Source organism: Armatimonadota bacterium (genome assembly GCA_016223145.1).
GTDB lineage: Bacteria > Armatimonadota > Fimbriimonadia > Fimbriimonadales > Fimbriimonadaceae > Nitrosymbiomonas.
Window position 1 is genome coordinate 137,024 of record JACRPN010000014.1, and the last position, 20,927, is coordinate 157,950.

At 61.2% G+C, this 20,927-nt stretch carries 15 protein-coding genes; 4 read left to right on the forward strand and 11 right to left on the reverse strand.

All coding sequences use genetic code 11. The features are described from left to right. Nucleotides 1-273: 273 nt before the first annotated feature. A complete protein-coding gene (locus HZC36_13175; GenBank protein MBI5707930.1) occupies nt 274-1,674 on the reverse strand; it encodes a hypothetical protein in 1,401 nt (466 codons plus the stop codon). Nucleotides 1,675-1,864: 190 nt separating this feature from the next. Between HZC36_13175 and HZC36_13180 the strand changes: the two genes are divergently transcribed. Continuing rightward, a complete protein-coding gene (locus HZC36_13180; protein MBI5707931.1) occupies nt 1,865-2,569 on the forward strand; it encodes a hypothetical protein in 705 nt (234 codons plus the stop codon). A gap of 169 nt (nt 2,570-2,738) precedes the next feature. Here the strand turns inward: HZC36_13180 and HZC36_13185 are convergent, their stop codons facing one another. Together HZC36_13185 and HZC36_13190 are read right to left on the reverse strand one after the other, a co-directional pair. Further along, entirely contained in the window at nt 2,739-4,157 is a 1,419-nt protein-coding gene (locus tag HZC36_13185) for a nitronate monooxygenase (protein MBI5707932.1), read from the reverse strand. 158 nt (nt 4,158-4,315) lie between these two features. After that, nucleotides 4,316-5,035, reverse strand: a complete 720-nt coding sequence (locus HZC36_13190; protein MBI5707933.1) for a hypothetical protein — start codon at nt 5,033-5,035, stop codon at nt 4,316-4,318. Between the two features lie 93 nt (nt 5,036-5,128). Between HZC36_13190 and HZC36_13195 the strand changes: the two genes are divergently transcribed. Next, nucleotides 5,129-6,151: a hypothetical protein gene (locus tag HZC36_13195; protein MBI5707934.1), complete on the forward strand. Its 1,023-nt coding sequence runs from the start codon at nt 5,129-5,131 to the stop codon at nt 6,149-6,151. Between the two features lie 25 nt (nt 6,152-6,176). Continuing rightward, nucleotides 6,177-6,641 carry a DinB family protein gene (locus HZC36_13200; protein ID MBI5707935.1) on the forward strand — a complete coding sequence of 155 codons (465 nt, stop codon included), beginning with the start codon at nt 6,177-6,179 and terminating at the stop codon, nt 6,639-6,641. Here HZC36_13200 and HZC36_13205 read toward each other — a convergent pair. After that, the gene (locus tag HZC36_13205) at nt 6,635-7,138 is read right to left on the reverse strand and encodes an N-acetyltransferase family protein (GenBank protein ID MBI5707936.1); all 504 of its coding nucleotides are present in this window, start codon (nt 7,136-7,138) and stop codon (nt 6,635-6,637) included. The two genes, HZC36_13200 and HZC36_13205, sit on opposite strands and share 7 nt — an antisense overlap. A 54-nt stretch (nt 7,139-7,192) precedes the next feature. Between HZC36_13205 and HZC36_13210 the strand changes: the two genes are divergently transcribed. Continuing rightward, nucleotides 7,193-7,885, forward strand: a complete 693-nt coding sequence (locus HZC36_13210) for an N-acetylmuramoyl-L-alanine amidase (GenBank protein ID MBI5707937.1) — start codon at nt 7,193-7,195, stop codon at nt 7,883-7,885. On the opposite strand, the gene HZC36_13215 is transcribed toward HZC36_13210, so the two are convergent. From HZC36_13215 to HZC36_13245, 7 genes are all read right to left on the reverse strand, one after another. Beyond that, nucleotides 7,863-13,019: an acetylxylan esterase gene (locus HZC36_13215; protein ID MBI5707938.1), complete on the reverse strand. Its 5,157-nt coding sequence runs from the start codon at nt 13,017-13,019 to the stop codon at nt 7,863-7,865. The two genes, HZC36_13210 and HZC36_13215, sit on opposite strands and share 23 nt — an antisense overlap. A gap of 76 nt (nt 13,020-13,095) precedes the next feature. Continuing rightward, entirely contained in the window at nt 13,096-15,657 is a 2,562-nt protein-coding gene (locus HZC36_13220) for a beta-propeller fold lactonase family protein (GenBank protein ID MBI5707939.1), read from the reverse strand. Between the two features lie 45 nt (nt 15,658-15,702). Beyond that, nucleotides 15,703-16,101, reverse strand: coding sequence for a hypothetical protein (locus HZC36_13225; GenBank protein ID MBI5707940.1), 399 nt, complete (start codon nt 16,099-16,101; stop codon nt 15,703-15,705). A 79-nt stretch (nt 16,102-16,180) separates the two neighbouring features. Next, the gene (locus HZC36_13230) at nt 16,181-17,452 is read right to left on the reverse strand and encodes a type II/IV secretion system protein (GenBank protein ID MBI5707941.1); all 1,272 of its coding nucleotides are present in this window, start codon (nt 17,450-17,452) and stop codon (nt 16,181-16,183) included. A gap of 58 nt (nt 17,453-17,510) precedes the next feature. After that, nucleotides 17,511-18,977, reverse strand: a complete 1,467-nt coding sequence (locus HZC36_13235; protein MBI5707942.1) for a PH domain-containing protein — start codon at nt 18,975-18,977, stop codon at nt 17,511-17,513. After that, nucleotides 18,970-19,515 carry a PH domain-containing protein gene (locus tag HZC36_13240; GenBank protein ID MBI5707943.1) on the reverse strand — a complete coding sequence of 182 codons (546 nt, stop codon included), beginning with the start codon at nt 19,513-19,515 and terminating at the stop codon, nt 18,970-18,972. Before HZC36_13240 ends, HZC36_13235 begins: the two co-directional genes overlap by 8 nt. 373 nt (nt 19,516-19,888) lie before the next feature. Next, nucleotides 19,889-20,920 carry a phenylalanine 4-monooxygenase gene (locus HZC36_13245; protein ID MBI5707944.1) on the reverse strand — a complete coding sequence of 344 codons (1,032 nt, stop codon included), beginning with the start codon at nt 20,918-20,920 and terminating at the stop codon, nt 19,889-19,891. Nucleotides 20,921-20,927 lie beyond the last annotated feature (7 nt).

Sequence of the window (20,927 nt, forward strand, 5' to 3'; positions counted from 1 at the left end):
GCGGCGGGAATGCGTGCGAATGAGCCTGCCCCACGGGATCGCCAATTGGGCATCCCCTAACCCTTATCCCCTATCCGGCTGTCCTTTCGTCCCTTGGTCTCTTGGTCCCTTGGCTCCCGGAGCCTCCACCCCCTGACCCTCTCCTCCTCCGGTGCAGGAGGAGGGGGAGCACTCCAAGCTTCCTTGCCCCTGTGCTCATTTGTCCCTTTGTCCCTTCGTCCCTATGTCCCTTCGTCCCCTTGGTCCCTATGTCCTTCGGTCCCTCCGTCTCCCTTACCACTTCGTCACCACGGTATACGTGATCTTCTTGCTTTCGCCAGCCTTCAGGGCCACTACATACTGCATCGTGTTGGCGTCGAGCTTGTCCCATTTCTGGCTCGTCTCGGACACTCGCCAATCGCCATAGTGGCGCTCGAGCACCACGACGGAGTCGGCCTCTTGCTTTCGGTTTCGCACTTCGATCTCAAAGGACTCCTCGAACGAGTTGGGGCTGAGGCGTCGGAAGTTGGTTCGCTTGCGTTCTGCGACCACGTCGAAGGAACGCCCCACCACCAGCGACACCTTTTCATCGCGTGGGGTGTGGATGATGCGGTCCTCGCCGAGCATCTGTACCGAGCCGCTCTTGTCGCGCTGGTACACCTTGAAGTTGCCGGCCGGAAGCGGCATGCCGAGCTTGTTGTCCGTCTTGTTCAGGAATTCGAGCCGCACCTGAGGCTTCATGATGCCGGTCCCAACCTCGCCCTCCGAGGGGTAGTACATCCCGAAATTGAGCATCGAGTCCACCACCAGCTTCTTGGTCACCGTAACGCCCTTCGCTTCAAGGAGCGAAAGCTGCTTGGTCTCGTTGTTTCGGATCGTCGCCGGGCGCTGGAGAGTGTAGAGGTGGTACTCGAACAGGCTCTCCTCCTGAAATCCGGCATCCACCATCTTGGACAAGGCCTCTCGTCCGCCGCCGATAATTCCAGGCGCCCCTCGCGGGGCAACTCGCTGAACGTCTCCCGCCAAGAGCTTGAGCTTCGCGTCGGCGAAGTTGGCGCCGGACTGGTTGGTCATGGTCACCCACCCCTTGATATCTCCTGTCCCACTTCCGTCCAGCGTAAGCACGTAGTCGGCCGTCCAAGACATCCCACGGGTCAGGTAGCTGAGCTCGATGGTTTGGCTGCCTGCGGTGGGCGCAAACAGATCCCAGAGCAAGGTGGGTCTGCTGATGAGCCCATCGGGGATGGAGGTCACCTCGAGTTCGCCTGCCGGATTGAGAAGGATCCGGCCGTCAGAGGTACGCAGAACCATGCCCTGGTAGACCATGTCGGCTCCGATGCCGCTGGGTGCGCTTAGCATCGTGCCTTCGATGGTCTCTTTTGCGCCGTTTGGCAAGATCCGACTGAGCCGGATCGTCTTGCCGATCGCCTTGTTCAGGATGGCCATCGGGCTGATCAAGTCGTACTGGTAGTTCTGCTCCAGCACTTCGAGCGCGTTCGGGTTTCCCAGGCACTTGATGCCGACGCTGTTGGTCTCGATCTGCTGCGCCACGTCCTCGATGGCGAGGTTTTGACGTCCGGCTTGGAGGGAGATCTGCCTGACTTCCTTGATCAGGGCAAAGCCCTGGTTGTAAACGGTGACTTCATTTTGGTTTGCCTGAGTCAAGGCAATTCCGAGTGCGACTGGTATCAACATTTGGTGTGTCCTTCGTTCCTCTACCCATGTCCCCGGGGTTTGTTTCTGACAGTTACCCTATTTGGACGCACAGCCACGCATCGCGGCATCCTGCGGCATCCTGTACGTTCGTGTCGCGATGGGGACCGATCGTTCAACTGAATGGCCTCGCTTCTTGGCCAAAGGCCGGGTTGCCGGTATAGTTGTCCCCATGTCGATACGTGCGTTCGCTCTGGGGCTTCTTGTTTTGCCTGCTCTGGCGCCGGCTCATCATGGCCGCTTCTTCCTGCTGACCACCAGCTTCGACATGGGCCACCCCGGGCAGCATCTTTGGCTGATGGACGCCGCGTCGCTTCGATTCAACCAAAGATTTTCGACGGAACTGAGCCCCGGCTACTACATGGCGCTTGGAAACGACTCAAGGGCGGGCCTCGAGCTTCATCTGCACTTTGGCAAAGAGGGTTCCGACCCGCTCCAGTTTGAAGCCGTTGGCGCCGAATACCGACACCTGCTTGGCAAGCACAACGGCTGGGGCCACGCGGTCGGGCTCGAGTACGAGGGCGCAAGATCGGGCGCCGAAGAGCCCAGCAACGTGTCGGCGCGCTACATCGTCGGGACGGTCTCGGGCAGCTACATGTTCATGGCCAACATCATCGCCTCGCGTCCGGTGAGCGGCGCAGACAAAGACACGGTGCTCTCCTACTCAGCCGGAATCGGCAAGCGGATGAGCGATCACGTCTCTTGGGGCCTAGAAGTGGCCGGCGGATTCAAAAAGACCGACGCCCAGGAGGCGATCCCAGAGCTGATCTTTGCCACCAAAGGTGGCGGGCTTTTCAAAGCGGGGATTGGTGTCGCGATGAACGCCTACGGCCCTGATGTCACCTATCGCTTCGGCTACGTCGGCCACCTGCGCTGAGGACGCCGGGACGCTCCGTGCGCACCTGCTGCAATAGGGAACATCTCAAGAAAGCTGAAGAGCGACGTTTCAGGCCCTGTGCTGTCCCCGGCATAAGGTTCCAGGGCCTCGCCCTTCGCTTCAATAGGTTGGCCCATTGGGTCTGGCAGAGCGGCTTCTGACCTGCGCTCTAGCCCCCAAGCAAGCACTCGACGACGTCGCGAGCCGTGTAGCCGTTCTTGCCATCCTGCAGGAAGTCCTTGAGGTTCACGACTTCGTCCCCCGCTGTCACGAGCGGCGGCTCCAGGCTCCCGTCCTTACGAGCCTGGGGAAACCCTGCCGTCGCCATCAGCCCATTGCATAGGCACATGCGGCAAGCGCATTCGTCTGCGTTGCCACCCTTTTCGGCAAAGTCCTTTTCCGGCTCGGCCGGGCACCTGTAGCCGATCGTCCCGTCCTCGCGCAGATACGGCGCCCGGAGATACCCAAGGTCGCACACCCTTGCCCGCCCGCCATAGACCGCCTCTTCGGAGAGGGAGCCTTCTGCCGCGAGGACCTTGAAAGGGAACCCGGTCGGTGAGGCCAAGGCGTTCGTGAACACCTGGGCGTTCTTCTGCCTTGCCCTGGAGAGGACTCTTTCCCTGATCGAAGGGGCCATCCCGGATTCCTCACAGAACGCAAAGGCGGTGCCGACTTGGATGCCCGTCGCACCAAGATCGAGCGCTCGGCTGAGCATCCCCGGTCTGCCGTAGGACCCCGCGAGCCAGAATGGCAGGCCCAGGTCCTTGATCGCGTTCAGGTCGGGGACGTCGCGCTCTCCATAGACCGGTTCCCCCGTTTCGCCAAGGACCATGGGGCCGCGAGGCGGCGCATTGTGCCCTCCGGCTCGGGGACCCTCGACGACGAAGCCGTCAACTCTGCCGCTGCTCTTCTTGGCCAGAGTGGCCGCGATCGGGCTGGACGCGACGATGGCCAGGAACTTCGGCCGCCTGAGGTTGACGCTTCCGGAAGACAGATAGGCCGCTGGATCGAATCTGCTATAGAAAGCCTCATCCTTAGGGGCGTTGGCGACATAGATGGGCAGTTCCGCCCTTTCGCCCTCAGCAAGCCTGTCCAAAGCGCCAGGCACGAACCGGGGGATTCCCGCGCCCATCAGCACATAGTCCACGCCTGCCAGCAGTGCTCCAAAAAGGGACGGAAGCGTTGGAAGCTGGATCTTCTCCATGAGGTTGATCCCAACGAGGCCTTGATGCCCAAGCCTGGCCAGGTACACCTCGACGAAGTTGGCAAGCACGACCAGGTCGGCTAGTGCCCGGTTTTGCTTGAGCGAGGGCATGGGCTTCGACTTGAATGGCGCATGGAGGTCCTTTCCCCCGGAGACGTAATACTTGTCCCAGACCTCCTGGGCGATCTTCACGATTGGAAATGCGTCGAGCGCGAGCCGCATGTGTCCGCCGGGATCGCCAAGCTGAAGCCTGCGCACCAGCACCGTGTCGAGCGCCGTGCTGGACACAACGCCAAGCTGCCCGGCGCTAGCCACCGCCTGGGCAAGCCTCCAACCGGAGATGCCAACCCCCATTCCACCCTGGATGATCTGGGGGTAATTCATCGGTTCTCACACCCTACAGTCGATGGAACCATCGATGCGTTGAAGAGAGGGGACTTGGGGGCGAAAACTTCCATGTTCCACCCATTGTGATGCGCCCGGGCACTCAAGCGGTATGTTTCAAATCACACGAAAGAGTGCAGATTATCAAAAGGGGCCAACTAACGATGTTCCTTCACAGCGTTGCGCGCCGCCGCCAGCAGAGTCTTGGCTGCCTGACGGCCGACACCTGTTGCGACAAAAGTGATCTTTGCGCCAGGCTTCAGAAACCAGGCAATCGTCGCCGCCGATAGGTAGCTTCCAGGGAGGTTGGCGTGGTTGCCATCGAACTCCCACAGATCGAGCTTGGGGTCTCTTTTAAGCGCTTCCGCATAGGCGTAACAGACGGGCGCGATGCCGATAGCCTTGCCTCCCGTGTCCTTCGAGACCTTGGTCTGGATCTGCTGGTACTGCGCGTATTGCCAGGCGGCCTCGTCCCATCCTCTGCGAGGGTGCTCGGCGAAGAGGACAGGCGTCTTGCCCTTCTTGAGCACCCTCTTGGCCAGATCGATCCCCGGCATCTTGGAGTATTCAAACCGGTGGCTGCTGCTGAGCCTGGCGCCCTGCAACACCACAAAGGTCCAATTGCCTGAGTCAATCTCCTTCAACACGTTCGGGTTCACGGCAAGGTCATCGAGGAACGCCCCGAAAATCGCCTTGACCTGGACCTTCTCGCCTCCGGATTCAAGCATGGACTTGACCATGTCGGGAAGCTGATGGCCCGCGGTGTGGCTGTTTCCCAAGAAGAGAATCGAAAGCCCGGCCCTGCCTTCGGCACGGCTCGCGGGTTGGCCACCAACGGGGAGGATCAAGGCAAGAGCGAACGATAGGGTCGTGACCATGAAGCTTCAGACGGTTCCGAAAGCCCGCTGGTCACGAGGACCTTGGCTACACCCGGCGGGGCCGGTGAGATTGCGGGGTAGGCTTCACGTACTATGAGCCTCGCTCAGTTCGCGCTCTGCTCGCTTTTCGCGCTCTATGTGGTGGCGATGAACGCCCTCGTGGGCACCCTCGTGATAGCCGGCGTTTGCGGGCTGAAGCGCAGGTCCTCGCCTCTCCACGCTGCCATCCTGTGCACTTTGGCCCCGGCCATGCCCATATTGGCGGCGGCCACTGTGTTTCTGGGAATCGGCCAGCTTTTTGGCCTGGACGCGGTTTACGGCTGGCTCTTCATCGGCGAGTCCGCCCAGCAGGCGTGGTTGGTTCCCGCCGCGATCGCGGGCATCGTGGCCATCGGGCTTTCCGTTCTCATGGCCTCTGGCGCCAAGAAGGGCGCCATTTCGTGGGGCTATTCGTGGGTGCTCGCGATTCTCGCGGTGGGCATGAGCGCCGTCGCCACCACCAATGCCCTGACTCTTCCGGACGTCCTCGCCTACGATCAACTCCAGGCGCAGGGATTTGGAGGGCATTCTGTGAACCTCGCCGGAAACCTCGCCTTTGCCAGGTTCTTCCATTTCCTCGTGAGCGGCCCCGCCATTGGCGGCCTGTGGCTCGCGTTCATTTCAAGAAAGGTGACGAACGATGCCGGCCTGAAGACGACAGCGCTGGGCGCGCGGTGGTTCATCATCGCCACCGCCATCAACTTCATCGTCGGACCCTGGTACCTCTTCGCCATCCCCAAGCCGATCCGCCTCGAATTCCTGGGCCAAGGGCAACTGGAGACCGGAGCGCTGTGGTTCGGTGTCCTCTTTGCCCTGGCGGCGATGCACTTTTGCCGCAAGAAGGTCGTGCTGGCGAGCGTTCTGACGTTCGGCTCGCTCTTGTTGATGGTGGTCAGCCGTCAGCGCCTAAGGGACATAAAGCTCTCCGAGGCTTTTGCGTCGCCCATTCCTCACGAGGCGGCGTCCAGCCTCTGGGCACAGGCGGGTCTGGCGTGCGTGGTGGGCCTTGTGTTCCTAGGGTGGGCGCTGCGCCCAAGAACGATCGCGTTGGCCGAAGAATCCCTTGACAACCAGTAGACTAATGTCGTGTAATATGGGGGTGATGAACACAGAACAACTGATCACCCAACTCGAAGCCAGCCGAGCCTGGTTTCTGAAGCTCGTAGAGGGTCTGACCCCGGAACAGTGGGACGCCAAACCCTATCCCAACGTGATGAGCCCCAGGGAGACGCTGGCTCACCTGATCGTCGACGATAGGGTGTTTCCGCTGATGCTAGAGGGCCATGGTGAACCCGATTACGAGTCGTTTCGGCCCGATCCTTCGGCTTCGGTCGAGGAGCTGATGGCATTGATGGGGGAGACCCACAAAGCCAAGATCGAGCGCGTGCGGGCTTTTCTGACAGGCAAGGACCTCAGCGCGGAAATCGACGCGGTGTATGCGGGCAAGCAGCCCCTATGGTGGGAGGTCGTCTCCTTCACGACGGAAGACTGGTACCACATCGGCCAAGTGAGCGCGATCCGGCAGGGCACCGATCCAGACTTCGACTATTACGCTACGTTCTATTGAGGCTCGGGCTTGGGCAAGACCTTGGCCCAATACCCGACGCTTCGCCATGCGCCGAGTTTGAAGCCCACTTCGGGCAGGGTGCCCACGTGGGAAAAGCCGAAGCGCTCGTGGAGGCGCACGCTCGGCTCGTTTGGCTGCGCGATGCCAGCGAGCAGGGTGTGAAAGCCGGCTGCCTCCACGGCCTGCAAGAACGGGCCGTAGAGCGCCTTGCCGAAGCCTTTGCCTTGCTGGTCCGAACGCACGTAGATGCCGACCTCCACGGTCTGCGCGTAACCACCACGAGCCTTCCACGGGCTCGTGCGGGCGACAGCCAGCACCTGGCCCTCGTCCTCGAGGACCCACCAGGGGTACTTCTCGGCCCTACTCTCGAATTCGGTGGCCAACTGCTCCAGGGAGATCGGAACGGTCCCAAAGTGGGCAAATCCGTGCTCGATCTCGTGGTTCAGGATCTGCTGAATCGCGGATAGGTCACGTTTTTCTGCGATTCGGGCCATCATGGGCGGTTTGATACCCGATAATGGAAACCAATTCCATTTGGTGCACCCGTGTCCATGTCCATCAGCGCAATCGTATCCTTCGCCATCGTGAGCCTTGTCGCTCCGAAACCCAGCGTGCCAGTCTCAGCGCCTCAACCTCAAGCTTTCGTGGCTCCCGGTTTCGCGAAACTGGAGTGGTACGTGTCCCCCAATTTCGACGAGCGCCCTTCCGGCACCGTCGTCGACACGATCGTTCTGCATCATACGGCGAACGGGAGCCTGGAAGGAACGTCGAAGTGGTTCGCGAGCACCGAAAGCCGCGTGAGTTCGCATTACACGATCGGCAAGGACGGTTCGATCCTTCAGCATGTTTCCACCTTCAGCCGAGCCTGGCACGCGGGGGTCAGCAAAGATATCGAGGGTCGGACCGGCGTCAATGCTTTCTCGATCGGCATCGAAATCGTCAACGCCGGGGACGGCGTGGACAAGTTCACCGAGGAGCAGATCAAAGTGGTCGGCTACCTGATTGGGGCGATGCGCTTTCGGTTTCCGACGCTGAAGTACATCACCAGCCACGAGTACATTGCGATGCCGCCTGGGCGCAAACCGGACCCGAAGGGCTTCCCGTGGGAGCGGCTTCAGTATCTCGGGCTCAAGCTCGTCTACGGGCTGCAGAAGCCGCCGACAGCGGCTGAGGCGTTCGAGCCGATCTGGCAGGCAAGCCCGCCTGCGCCTGCCGTGCCCGTCAGCGAGACAGCACGATTTTGACCAGCGATGCGGCTCCGGGCCGAGGGCCCTCGCGAAGGGGATAGGCCTCCTTGTTTCTGACCCAGCTCCAAAGGGTGGCGAGTCTGGCCGCTTGGTCGGCACGGGGCATGAACGCGTGGGTCGGAGCCTGCCCGCTGAAGCCGTCCTCCCACTTCTCCAGCCCGTCCAGCCCCACGACGCCGGTGACTCCAGGCTCCAGAAGATTGGCAAAGAGGGCAACTTGCGATCCGGTCGCCCCCTGGCCGGCCACAACCACCTTCTGGCCCTGTGCCACAAGATGTTTTGCGGCAACGGCGGCGTCCCATCCCATCGCGAAGGCGTCGGCGGTGCCGAGATAGGTCATGAGCCGTGGGTCCAGCCCCTGAAGCTCGCCAAAGCCGCGAACGTCGATCGCGAGGCAGGCGTAGCCCTCCTTGAGCATCGAGGGCACGTCGAACTCCCGCCCGGCCGCGGCCTTGCCACCCTCGCTGATTAGAACCACGGTGGCCTTGGGCTGGCCCGCCGGCTTCCAGAGGATGCCAGGAATGGTCAAGCCGGCTTCTGATTGGTAGGTTACATAGGACTTATTCGACCCATCGATTGGCTTCTCGCTCCAGTTCAATGGGCAGGCGGTGGGCGTTCCGCCGTTCAGCTTCAAAACCTCTTCCCATGTGTGGTCCCTGGCGCGCTTCAGGTTCTGGAGCGCGACGTCGCGTTGGGTGATCGCCCTGTCGGGCGTCCTGCCGCCAAGTACCTGAGTCTCTGGGCTGCTGTCGGGCTCATTCTTGAACGCGGGCCTAGGGACGGGCGAGCCGTCGCCGACCCCCTTCAGATGCTTGTCAAAGAACCCCATCGCAAGTTCTTGCATGGCCTGGTTGTAGTCGTGCCCGCCGGGGAAAACCTTCCACTGGGCGTCGTCTTCCTTGCCGAAGAGCTTCCAGATCGCCCGCAGCTTCTCGCCGGTCTTCTGCGTACCTGCAGGCGGGAATTCGGTGTCGACGGTCGCGCCGATCACGAGCACGGGGTTGGGTGCGCGGATCGCCAAGATGTCGCTGCGGTCGCCCACTTGCAGGGTCCCCGGAACGTGGTTGCACAGGCATCCGTTGTGCGGGTTGACCTCCAGACTCGTGGCATAGACCACGGGCACGGCGACCTTGATGCGGTCGTCGGCAGCAAAGGTGTAGAGCGTCGCCAGCCCGCCGCCCGAGGCGCCGGTGATGCCGACCTTGTTCGTGTCGCACTCGGGCCGGGTCTCCAGATAGTCCAGTCCGCGCATCGCATCCCAGGCGTAGAGGGCGGTGGTGTTCGCCGAGCCGAGCATCAGCGACCAGTCGTTGTGCTGCCCCTGCCATCGGCGCTCGATCGGCGCGTCGTCGGCTTCGAAGCTGTGCCCCGGCGTGTCGATGCAGAGCGCGACGTAGCCGCGCAGCGCCTGGAAGATACAGCGGTCCTGAACGACGCCGGTCTGCTTTTTCACGGGCCAATGTCCGTGGACGTCGAGGATGACGGGAAATGTTTGGGAGTGCGCGAGCTTGCTCGCGCTTTCACTTTCATTTTCCTCAGCCGCAGAAGGAAAAGCGCGAGCAAGCTCGCGCACTCCCAAAGACGCTCCCAAAGGCTCTGGCACATACAACAACCCCGTCACGAAGAACCCCGGGCGGCTCTCATAGACCAGCTTCTCGACCCGATAGCCGGGCCGATGGAAGACGCCTGTGATCTTTGCGTTCAGCGGCGTGCGCGGGGGCAGAGGGTCGAGCCCCATCATGCGCATGAACTCCTTGCGGTCCACGGGGCGGCGTTGCCCGACTTCGGCGACGGACTTCGGCAAAGGACGCGCGGCGGCGGCCTTGACTTTGGCCTCGAGGAAGTTCTTCATGATGTCGGGGCCCTTGCCGCCGAGCACGGCGTCGTCCGAAACGGCGCCGGGGATGATCTTGTTGGAGTTCATGCCTTGTTCCTTGGCGATGACCTCGCCGAGCGTGAGGAAGGGGAGGTCGTGCGCGTTCATGAAGTCGGGGATGACTGAGGTCGCGTAAGTGGCGTTCTCGGTGCCGGTGTCGATGAGGATGGCGGGCCTTCTCATTTCGGATTTCGGATTTCGGATTGTGGATTGGGGATTGCGGATTGGGGCGGTCTGTTGAAGCAGCGCCAGCAGAGCCTTTGCCGCGTTCGGGATGTGCATCCGCTGGATGATCCGGGCCTGGACCATCCAGATGGTGCCCTTGCCATAGCGTAGGCTGGCGACTCCGCCGTTGCCGAAGACCTTCCAGGCTTTGTCCGAGGGGTCTGACTTGTCGGACCTGTCCGACTGGGCCGACGGCGCGCCACCCCCAACGATAGGCTGAGAAAGGATCTCTGCCGTCTCTACCTTCGGCATGCCGAGCGCTCCCTGTGGGTCGAACACCGCGCTGGCACGATTCTCTAGCCTTGGTTTGATGGGGAAGTAATCCGACCTATAGCGGCCCGAAACGAAATCCTGCTGCATAACGAGCAGGTTCATGCCCTTGTCGACGGCCGTGAGGAGTTTGCGCTGGGTGGCCGTGTCGAAACGGTTGAAGTCGCCTGCGCGGAACGCCACGACCAGCCAGCCGTATTTGCTGGGGTCGAGGATCTTGGGATCGAGATAGGCCATCGCCTCCTCGCTGGAGTAGATCGTCGGCGTCTGCTTGGGGAGGGAAGGGACGGTGAGGTAGGGCTGCTCCTTTTGCCACCAGGGAATGCGGCGGACCGTGCCGTTTTTCATCTCAACCTCCGCGGCGACGCAGTGCCCCCAGACCTCCCGCTTGAAGGTGGCAACGAACTTGTCGCCTTGCCGAACCATCGGGGACTTGTGAAAAAAGGTCGAGGAGGGAAGGGGTTTCTCCAAGAGCCAGGCTTGGTTAAGGCCGGTGGCCAGAATAGAGACCTTCACCTCGGAATCGAACACGGCGACTTTGAGGGAGGTCGGCGGCATTGCCGATGGGCCCGCTACGGCTGCCATCCCGCCCTGTGGAAGCCCTCTTGCCAGGTCTGACAGACTCTTGGCGGCTCCTTGAACCGAGGCGAGCTGGGAACTCCAGGCATATGCATGCGTGCCCATTCGAAGGCGGTCGGTAAATGGCTTGTAAAAGGGCTCTTCAGAGATCGCTTCCCAAGCCTTGGTCATCTCCTTCGAGGCTTGAGAGAGTTGCTGTCCAATCGCGGGATTCTTAAGTCCGGCTTCAAGTTGAGCAACAGCATCTGCACCCATGAAACGAGACCCGTAGTAATTGGCGAACGCCTTCAATTGCTCGACGGCGACTAGGATCTCCGCCGCTTGTAGATTCTTGGCTGCCGACTCCTTCCATCGGGCCGGGAAGCCGTCGTTTACGGCAAAGAGGACCGGCGAATGGAACATGAAGGCTAATGTGTCTTGCCAAGCCGAGCGGCCGTCCTTTCCTCCGGTCCACCTGTAGGCGAGGTTCTCGGCAGGGGTTTTGAAAGCGTGCTCATCGAACGGACCGTTGACGATATACGAGCCCGTATCCCCTCCCCACTCCAACTCCGGAGCGTGGTTGCGATGGTCCGGACCAAGACTGTACGCCATGTACGCCGTCGGGATGACCTTGCTGGCCGATTTCCAGGCTTCCGCCAAGGGCTTGCCGACCTTCGCCCCGAACTTCCGCTCGATCATCTTGTCGAACTTCCATTCGGGCACCGTCGGGTCGTAGCCCAGCCGTCCCCAACAGGCCATGTACATCTCGTTGCGCTGGTGCAGCCACCGGTAGCCTGCTTTGCTCGGGTCCTTCATGTAATAGGCAGGCGACTGCGGGAAATACGCCCCAACCGGCTCGACCGTATAGCCACTCGTGGTGCCGACCTTCATGCTCAGGATTGAGCGCCGCGTCCACTCGGGCTGATAGAACGGGAAGATGCGGTGCGTGCCGTCTGCACGGACCTGCCAGACGATTTTGTAGGGCTGGCTGGGCCAGCGGGAGAGGTTCTCAGGTTGTCTGGTTTTCGGGTTTTGGGGCGCTGCGGAGTTCCTCGTGTCTCCGGTCAAGCTCCGAGCACCTGAATACCTTGCCACCTGGCCACCCTCCCCGGGATTCCCCGGCCACATCCGCGCCCCCTCCGGCCCGGAATACGAAAGATAATCCTCCCAGAAGTAGCTGTACCAATTGGCAACCCGGCCGCCCTGCATGATGTACGGCGCGCCCCACTGCTCGCCGTTGTATTTGATCTCGACGGTGAAGTCCTTGCTCGCCCGCGCCAGCGGCACCACGCGCGCCTTGCGCGTCACCCAACTTCGGGTGTAAAGCGGGATCTCACGCCCGCTGTCCTTTACGGCTTCTCCATAACACTTGAAGAACTCCGCCCCGCGCCCACTCTCCCCTACGCGGTAGCCGATCTTATCGAGCTCCGGGACCTCCCGAATCATCTTGGAGACGACCTCGCGCGTGTAGTCGTAAACCTCCTTCTCGGTGCCCGCATAACCGGGGCGTGGGTTGGTCGGGATGTCGAACCGAGCCTCATAGCTCATGAGGCTGACCTTGATGCCGTGTTCATGCGCCAGCTTGATGATCCAGCGCAGCCGGTTCAGCAGGATCTTCTTGCTCTCCGGCGCAACGCCGACGTTCGGAAACTTGTCGCTCTGGATGAAGTAGGCGTAGAGGTTGGGGAAGCGCGTCGTGTCCAGATCGTACGGGCCGTGGATGTCCAGCCAGTTCAGCCGCGCCCAGGCCATCTGCCTGAAGAGCGTCTGCCAATAGTCGTCGTCCATGAAGAACCAGCGTTTGGGGTCGATCAGCGCGGCGGGATCGGAGTCGTTCCGGTTGTTCGCGTAGTCCCAAGGCAAGGGAAGGAAGAGGTTTAGGCCCCTGTCCACCAGGTAAGGGTTACCTATTGCCGTGCCCTTTGCGAGGGCCTTGTCGCCGGCGTTCTGAACCCGCTCCGCTAGCTCCAGATACCCGTACATCACGCCGTTTGCGTCGCCGCCGACGACGGAGACTTTCTTGCCGTCGGAGGTGATCCGATAGCGCTCGACACCAACCTTTGGGTCCACCTTCGCAGTCACGTTTGAAACACGGCTGCTGAGACCCGCGGACTGCAGGACGCGGCTGAACTCCTGATAGCCGAAGGTGATGGGGCTGGGTGGGGAAGCGAATGCGACGCCGAAAAGCAGTGCCGTAAGCATATTTGGACTCCGAAAGCCAAGTTTCAACTTCGACAAGGGTTCCCGCGCGTCCTCTTGGGTTCTCTGCGGAACGTGGCTAGTCGTCGCTGTCTCGGAGATTGCTTGCAGCGAGCTTGAGCCCTTTGCGAGCGAGTCCGCGCCCGTGGGCGCCTGCCCATTCGGACGGATAGGGCTTCGCGCCCATCGTCGCATACCAAAGGATGCGGTTCCTTAGGTCGTCGTTCCCTGCGTCGGGGCGCGAGAAGTCGAGCTTTGAAGATTGCTCGGCCCAATACTTCGCTTCGCCCTTCAGAGCGCTCTTCTTGGGGTTCAGTTCATCGAGGGGAACGTTTGAGGGCAGACACCGATAGGGCCGCAAGTCCGCTCTCGCGCCAAAGCACGCCGACATAACCGGGGCCATGGCGTCCATCTGATTCATCGGAGGTATCCCGAGAATACGCTCCATCGTGTGCAGGACCGACGTCTGGTTGTAGAACTGGCTTACCACGCCGCGATTGCGCGAATAGGGGCTGAGAACGAGGCAGAGCGATCGGTGGCCGTCGATGTGGTCGAAGCCGTTCTGCGGGTCGTCCTCGTTGACAAAGATCGCCATTTTCTTCCAGAACTTCGACTTCGAGAGCCCTTCCACGATTCTCCCAAGGGCAAGATCATTGTCCGCCATGTGGGCGCGGGGCGTTGGCATGCCCTCCTCGGAGCCTGACGTGTGGTCCTGGGGCAAGTAGATGATCACGAAGTTGGGAAACTGGCCTTTTCGCTCGAATGCCTTCAGGTCGTCGAGGAAAACCTTGGCACGGAGGACGTCGGGAATCTTCATCCCCCATCCCGGGAACCTGGGATTGGCGTAGAGCTTGGCGCGTTCGACTCCAATCTTGTGCTCGATTCTGACCTTGTTCGTCCCCTTCGTGTAGTCGTCGTAGACCTGCTTGAACGTCTTGTCGGGCTTTGGGTCGGAATAGACGAACTCTCCGTAGTTCCTGAAAGTGAGGCCGTGCTTCAGGACGTTGTCCCAGATGAACCCGGTGGTGGTGTAGCTTAGCGGGTCGTCACCGAATGGATAGCTGCGGGTCCAGCCGCCAAAAGACCGCTCGAGGTGTGCCGAGGCGTTGCCCTCGACGGCCCAGGCGTGCCCGTCGGCCGAGTTCACGCCGTTACAGTAGTAGTTGTCAAGGAGCACAAACTGCTCGGCGAGCGCGTGGTGGTTTGGTGTGATCTTGCGGGGAAACGTGCATAGCCTGGGGTCGCCGTCCCCCGGTTCAAGGTCGCCGAACACCTGGTCGTAGGTTCGGTTCTCCTTGATGATGTAGACGACGTGCTCGATCGACGAGGGCTCACCCAGCCTGGCTGGCACGGGCCTTGCCGCACCTTTCGAACGGCCACGCTCCAATGCCATCAAGGCTTCTTTGAACTGGGCGTCCGCCTTGGCGCGCTGGGTCATCGCCTTCAGAGCATCGGGAGTGGGCAAGGGTATTAGGCTCACGCTGCCTTTGAAATCGTAGACGCTATGGCCTCCACCCTCACGAGGCCCAGAACGAGACCCAACACCCTTGACGTTCGCCACGCAGAGCGTCTGGCCCGAAAGCGCGAGGCTCCCTGGGTACCACCCGACGGGAATCAGGCCCAGGATCTTGGCAGGGCCAGAGACATCAAAGACGGCGACGGCGTTGTTGCCGCCCAGCGTTACAAAGAGCCGCTTCTCGTCGGGCGATAGGGCGAGGGCTCCCGGAGCGCTCCCAAAAAGCTGGCCCGGCTCGGTATGCGTCACGAGGGTCTGTGAGACCCTCCATTTCGCCAAATCGATCACCGAGACCTGGTCGGAGTTGGCGTTCGCGACGTAGAGTCTCTGTCCTTTCGGGGCGATCAGGAGGTCGCTGGGTTGAAGGCCGGCCGGAACGCGATGCACGCGTCGCTTCAGGTTCAAATCGATAAGAACGACGGTCCCACCCTTCGCGATCCCCCGGGCGTCGACGGCGACCTGCGTGCCCGAAGACGGCGCGCGCCTGGCGCTCGAGTCGGGAGGAGGGCCGCCCCAGCAGGACACATAGGCCATCGAGCGTTCCCAATCCACCGTCACCGAGTAAGGGCAAATGTCCGAGGGGATTTGGACGGTGACTCCCGAGGCGAGGTCTACGATCCCGATCGCGTTGTTGCGTGAAAGGCAGACCACGGCGGATTTGCCATCCGGCGAGATGGCGAAGCCGCAGGGATAAGCCTCTCCTTTGTCGATGGGTTTTGGAAGGGTCAAGGTCTCGGCAACCGCCCAGCGGCCCTCGGCAGACCGTGTGACGTGCACGAGGTCGGAAGCTGCAGTGGTGGTCCAGAAGGAGCCGTCCGGCGAAACCTCGATGCCTGTGTAGGAAGCGCCGCCTTTGATCTCAAGCTCTTGCAGGACGCGCACCGACCCAACGTCGACGATCGTGACGCCGCGGTTCTCCCTGACGAAGGCGATGGCGCCGTCGCTGGACAGCGCCATGTCCACGGGGCGCGCCGCAATGTGAACCTGCTTGCCGGCAGGGTGTAGGTACTGTCCCGTGGCAACCTTGTGGCCGCCATCAGGTTGGGGGCCGATCCTGTCAGGCGCCGAACAGCCGGAAGCGAGGACGAGAGCGGCAAAAAGCGGCCACCGAGTCGTACAAACCATCACGGTTAGGATAGCCGCAATGGGAGCCGGATTGGGTTGCCTGGATCAGTCCTCGTAGATGGTCATTCGCTTGAGACGCCACTCAAGAAAGAGCGCCACGAGAAGCGACGCAAAGGGCAAGAGGAACGAAGCGTAGTGCGCGATACGAAGCTTCTTGTTGGGGCCGCCGCCCTCGATCTGGGCGCGGTAGAGGAGGGCATCGGCGCTGCCGCCAAACATGTTATAGAAGTAGCTCCAGCCCACATAGCAGCCAAGAACGAAGAGCGCTACGCCGAGCCAGCGCCACACGCCCTTCTCACCCGCCATTTCCTTTCGATAGCCGACGATGTAGACGAAAAGCCCGAAGATCACCGCGAGCAGGGGAAGCATGAGGACATCCGTCCAGGTGACGTCGGCTTGGGCGAGGAACGACATGGGGTTGACTCCAGACGAATGATCGGGCACGAAACGATCCATCTCCAGTATGGCTGATAGAAATGCTGGGCGAATTGACGCCTGAGGGCTTTTGAGCAGGAAGCGGGGTCTAGTCGAGCGCCTGCGTAAACACCGCTCGCAACACCTCGTCGGCAGTCGTCCAGCCCTGAAGGACTTTCGACTTTCCGTCTTCGAGCATTGTCCTGAATCCCTGCTGGCGGGCGGCGGCCATCAGCTCGCGATAGTCCGCCTTGGAGGCCACTGCGTGGCGGAAGTCCGTCGTTCCTACAATCAGCTCAAAGACACCAATACGCCCCTTGTAGCCCGTTCCGCGACAATCCGGGCAGCCTGCGCCCTTAGCGAATTTTGCCGTTTCACGCTCTTCGGGTGTCACCTTGAGGAGTTGAAGCTCGTCATCGTCGGGTGTATAGGGAGTTCGGCATTTGGGGCAATTGAGGCGCACCAGGCGCTGGGCCATGATGGCAACGCACGTACCCGCGATGAGGTAGGGTTCGGCGCCCATGTCCATCATTCGTCCGATGGTCTCTACGGCGTTGTTGGTGTGGATGGTGGTGAGCACAAGGTGGCCAGTCAGACCCGCCTGGATGCCAATGGCAAGCGATTCAGGGTCGCGCATTTCACCGACGAGCATGATGTCGGGGTCCTGGCGCAGGAACGAGCGCATGACCCTGGGGAAGCTCATCTTTTCCGAGACCTGAACCTGGGCGATGTTTTGCTCGAACTCATATTCGACCGGGTCCTCGACGGTGACGATGTTCTTTGTCTTGTGGTCGAGCTGGTTCACCGACGCGTAGAGTGTGGAGGTCTTTCCAGAACCTGTGGGGCCCGTGACGATGACGAGGCCATAGGGAATATTGATCGCTCGCTGCCAGTTCTTGAGCACGTCCTCCGGCATTCCGAGCTTCATCAAGTCGACCTTCATCGCCGTTGGGTCGAGAATACGAAGGACCATCTTCTCGCCGTTCAAGCAAGGTACGCAGGAAGCGCGGGAAGAGAGCCGCCGTCCCTGGTACTCCATATCGATGCGGCCATCTTGGGGTTCGCGCATCTCGTCGAGCCGCATGCCCGCAGAGAGCTTGAGCCTGGCGAGCACGTTCGTGGCCTGCTCCGGCGGAAGGAATCCAGTCGAGTGGAGAACACCGTCCTGGCGGTAGCGGATGCGCAACTGGTCGCGCTCCGGCTGAAGGTGGATGTCGGAAGTGCCCGTTTCAAGGGCGTTCATGAAGATGTTGTCCACGATGCCGACGGCGAGCGACATCTCTTCGCCACCCATCTCGCGCGTGACGCCGGACTCGCGGAGAATCAGTCGGAAGCGCTTGGAGGCGCCGAAATTGGTGTTGGAGAGGTCTTGCATCGACATGGCGGTTCTCTGATCTTGACGGAAGTGGAGTCGGTTTGGCAAGCGAACTTCGTTCGTCTCAGTTGCCGCCGTGCCAAGCCTTGCGCCTGTCTTGGCTCTCGATCGAAAGGCGATCCTGCAGGCTGTAGGCGAGGTCCAGGTCCAGGTTTTCGATGTGCAGGACGCCAAAGGGCGAGCTCGTCGTGAGCGCCAAGTCGGCAAGATGCCAGCGCCTCTGGAACCAGGATTGGTTTACCGTTAGAATCTGCGTGCGATCCAAGGGGACCACCGCCACCTGCTTGCGGAAGATGCCTTGGCGAGCGGCCAGGAATCCGTCTTGCTCCGCATAACCCACGTAGCGGTAACGCAAGACCGCCAGCATATAGCTTAGGGGCGCCCACACCACCATGCCGAGAAGGGGCCAGGCGCTCCGAGCGGGAATGCACGCCAGTCCGAAGAGGAAGAGGAACACCAGGAAGTTGCGGATCGCATAGCGCAACACCGCTTTCGGGCTCACTCGACGCCACTGAAAGTGCATGAAGCGGAATTGAGGAAACACCAGCTGCCCGATGACGTCGATCTGCTCGATGGAAGCCAGCGGGCATAGCTTGTTCGTCGCGCCCAACTCCTTGGCGTCGAATGAACCTGCCGTGTCGGCAAACATCTCACAATAGCCGAACGGCTGGTAGAGCAGCGGCTGCGCGATTCTCAGGCTCTGGACGCGGCCCAGAGGTACGACGCTCTGAATCTTGGTGAAGAGCCCGTAGGTGAGTTTGAGTCCCTTGATGTGTCGCTCCATGCGGAAGCCGTAGAACCTGGACAGCGAGTAGATCACCGATAAAAGCCAGCCCACCAGAAACAGCGCAAAGAACGACGCAACGGAAAGCAAAACTGCCTGAACAGGTGACAGCCGATGGGCAAGACTCTCGATCGGAGCGATGAAGCGGTCCACAACGTCGTCGAACTGGAAGACGCCGGCGATGCCGGCCACGATATACATTAGGCGATTGCTCAATGCGCCCGCGATAAAGAGCTGCTTGGGGGTGAGCTGGAAGAGCGCGGGTGGCTCGGCCTCCATAATAGGCTGTTCGGACTGGCTCTTCCTCTGGAGCAGCGCGTTTTGGAGCTCGATCGAATCGGCGCGAGAGACGGCCGCAAGCTCTGCCTCGACGCCGTGTCCTGCGGCCGTTTCCACCATGACGGCTGCCGCTCCCATCAGCCGGTGCAGGAGGTTTTGGCGCGTGTTCACGTTCTGAATGCGCGCCAATGGAATCACTCGGGTGCGCCTCCAGATGAACCCAGAGTTGACGATCAGGGAGTCGTCCGAGATCCGGTAGTTGGTGAAGAAGTAGGAGAAAACCGGCGCGACGAAGCCGAGCAGTCCCACAACCGCGCCACCCACCACCAAGATCAGCATGATCTTTCCCTCGCCGGACTTCGTGGAGGTCATGACGGTGAGGATGAGCGGCCAAACGCCATGGCGCAAGTAAGCCATGCCGCTGATCAGGATGGAGGCGACGTGAAGCCGTCTCGGAGACTCAAACATGGTCGGCTTGAGACTCCAGAATCATGTCGCGCAGGTCTTCGGCCTCTTCAGGCGTGAGGCCGGGAATGACGCCAACGGTGCCTGCGCCGCCTGCCGTGTGGATGCCCACCTGCACCAGCCCAAACCGCCGGTCGAGCGGTCCCGAATTGATGTCGAGATGCTGGATGCGGTCCCGAGCGACATGGCGGCGTGTCTTCCAGAACACCCCCCAGCTCAGCACGACGTCGTGCTCGCGGACCTCGTACTGCCAGCTCTCCCACTGCCTCCGGATTTTCGCAAGTGTGAAGGCGATGGTCCCCAGCCAGATGAGGGCAAAAACGGTGAACACGGCCACCGCGATCGGCTTGGAGATGTTTCGATCCCGCTGAAGGTCGAACACAAGGTAGCCGGGCACGATGAACATCGCCCCAGAAAGGAGCGAGCCAAACAGGCCCGAAACCACCCAGACCTTTTTGATTGCGGGGTGGATGCCTCTCGGGCCGCCGGTGGTGCGTCGTGCAGCAGGCGGGGCAGGGGTTGGGGTGCTGGCGTCGTCCATTGTACGTTGATGGCCCCTTGCCGTTCGGCAGGCGGTTTCCTTAAGGTACGACGATCCCGGGAGTCGGAGCGGTGCGATGCCGCCTCGAAGTTGTCCGCGGGGCCCTCCATTCCTCACTCCTGTTGGCAATGGGGGGCGGGTGAAGGGCGAGGGAGAAGGCGGTACGGGTTGGGCGATGGGTGATGGGGAGCCGCTTGAGCATCGGGAAGTGCGGAACATGCCGGCCCCCTCGCCTGGTCCTGGTAGGCGCGAGATCCTCGATTCGCTAAGTCTCTCCGACCCCTTCGGCAAGCTCTGCGCAGGCTTCTCCTTCAAAGGGAAGGGTAGTCCCCTGTTCCCCCGTCGCCCCTTGCATTTTGTACCGCTGTCGTCTTTACCCCACGTGTAGGAAGCTCTTGAGGTCGGCTTCGCCCACTTCGGGGTCGCCGGGTGAAACGTTGTTCAGTTTGCCTTGTTTCATCCATTCGATCAGCAGGTCCACCTGGCTGAAGAGGTGGTCGAACGAGTCCACATAGAACAGCAGCGGCTGGTAATGGTCGATCTCGAAGTACTGATTGACCACCCATTCGAGTTGAAAGGGGTACCTCTGGACGTCGGGCGAATCGATGGAATGGGCGATCTCGCCGTAGCTGCTAAGCAGGCCGCTTCCGTAGACGCAGAGTGGAGGGGGCGACAGGTTTTCAGGTGATGGGTTTTCAGGTCGTTCCTGAGAACCTGACAACCTGATCACCTGATCACCTGACGACCCTTCCTCCCTCTTCATCAACCCAAACTCAATGCTGAACCAAAAGAACCGCGCCATCGCCTTGACCATGCTGGTCAGCACCCGCACCTTCTCGGCGTCGTCCTTGATGCCGGAGGCGATCTCAGCCGCCTGGTGGGCGGCGTCTCCAAAGCGAACCAGAGTGTCGGCAAACGCCTTGTCTGTGTGCATCGGCACATGCCCCGAAATGTCGTGAAAAATGTCCGGCTCAGGCAGGTAATCGAGCCTATCGGACCGGCGAATGGTGATCGTGGTGGGGAACTCCCGTTGCCTGAGGCAATCGAAAAAAGGAAAAGCGGGCACATAGCCGCTGACCGCCTTGGCCCGAAAGCCCGTGAGCTGGCACAGGAACCTGTTGACGTCTTCGAGCCTGGGAACCCGCTCTGGGTCCAGGCAGAGGCTCTCGATGCCCTTCAGAAAGTGCGGATTGGCGTACTTGTGCCAGCGGTCCTGCATCCTTGCATAGAGGAGCTTCCAGGCTTGGTGGTTTTCCTCTGAATAGAGGTCATAGGGCTGTTCGATGTAGAGCTGCCCGTTCGCCTGGGCCTGCTCGATGAAGGGCGCGAAGGTCGTCGTGAGCCCCGTGCGAAACCGATCGTCGTTGGGATGGGATGATTGTTCCGCTGGTGTTGCTTGCGCCACGCTGGTC

What these genes read in the sequence shown, in the direction of transcription:
- HZC36_13175 (MBI5707930.1), bottom strand. Translation starts at nt 1,674, where the DNA reads ATGTTGATACCAGTCGCACTCGGAATTGCCTTGACTCAGGCAAACCAA.
- HZC36_13185 (MBI5707932.1), bottom strand. Translation starts at nt 4,157, where the DNA reads ATGAATTACCCCCAGATCATCCAGGGTGGAATGGGGGTTGGCATCTCC.
- HZC36_13240 (MBI5707943.1), bottom strand. Translation starts at nt 19,515, where the DNA reads ATGGACGACGCCAGCACCCCAACCCCTGCCCCGCCTGCTGCACGACGC.
- HZC36_13195 (MBI5707934.1), top strand. Translation starts at nt 5,129, where the DNA reads ATGAGCCTCGCTCAGTTCGCGCTCTGCTCGCTTTTCGCGCTCTATGTG.
- HZC36_13200 (MBI5707935.1), top strand. Translation starts at nt 6,177, where the DNA reads ATGAACACAGAACAACTGATCACCCAACTCGAAGCCAGCCGAGCCTGG.
- HZC36_13230 (MBI5707941.1), bottom strand. Translation starts at nt 17,452, where the DNA reads ATGTCGATGCAAGACCTCTCCAACACCAATTTCGGCGCCTCCAAGCGC.
- HZC36_13190 (MBI5707933.1), bottom strand. Translation starts at nt 5,035, where the DNA reads ATGGTCACGACCCTATCGTTCGCTCTTGCCTTGATCCTCCCCGTTGGT.
- HZC36_13215 (MBI5707938.1), bottom strand. Translation starts at nt 13,019, where the DNA reads ATGCTTACGGCACTGCTTTTCGGCGTCGCATTCGCTTCCCCACCCAGC.
- HZC36_13235 (MBI5707942.1), bottom strand. Translation starts at nt 18,977, where the DNA reads ATGTTTGAGTCTCCGAGACGGCTTCACGTCGCCTCCATCCTGATCAGC.
- HZC36_13180 (MBI5707931.1), top strand. Translation starts at nt 1,865, where the DNA reads ATGTCGATACGTGCGTTCGCTCTGGGGCTTCTTGTTTTGCCTGCTCTG.
- HZC36_13220 (MBI5707939.1), bottom strand. Translation starts at nt 15,657, where the DNA reads ATGGTTTGTACGACTCGGTGGCCGCTTTTTGCCGCTCTCGTCCTCGCT.
- HZC36_13205 (MBI5707936.1), bottom strand. Translation starts at nt 7,138, where the DNA reads ATGATGGCCCGAATCGCAGAAAAACGTGACCTATCCGCGATTCAGCAG.
- HZC36_13210 (MBI5707937.1), top strand. Translation starts at nt 7,193, where the DNA reads ATGTCCATCAGCGCAATCGTATCCTTCGCCATCGTGAGCCTTGTCGCT.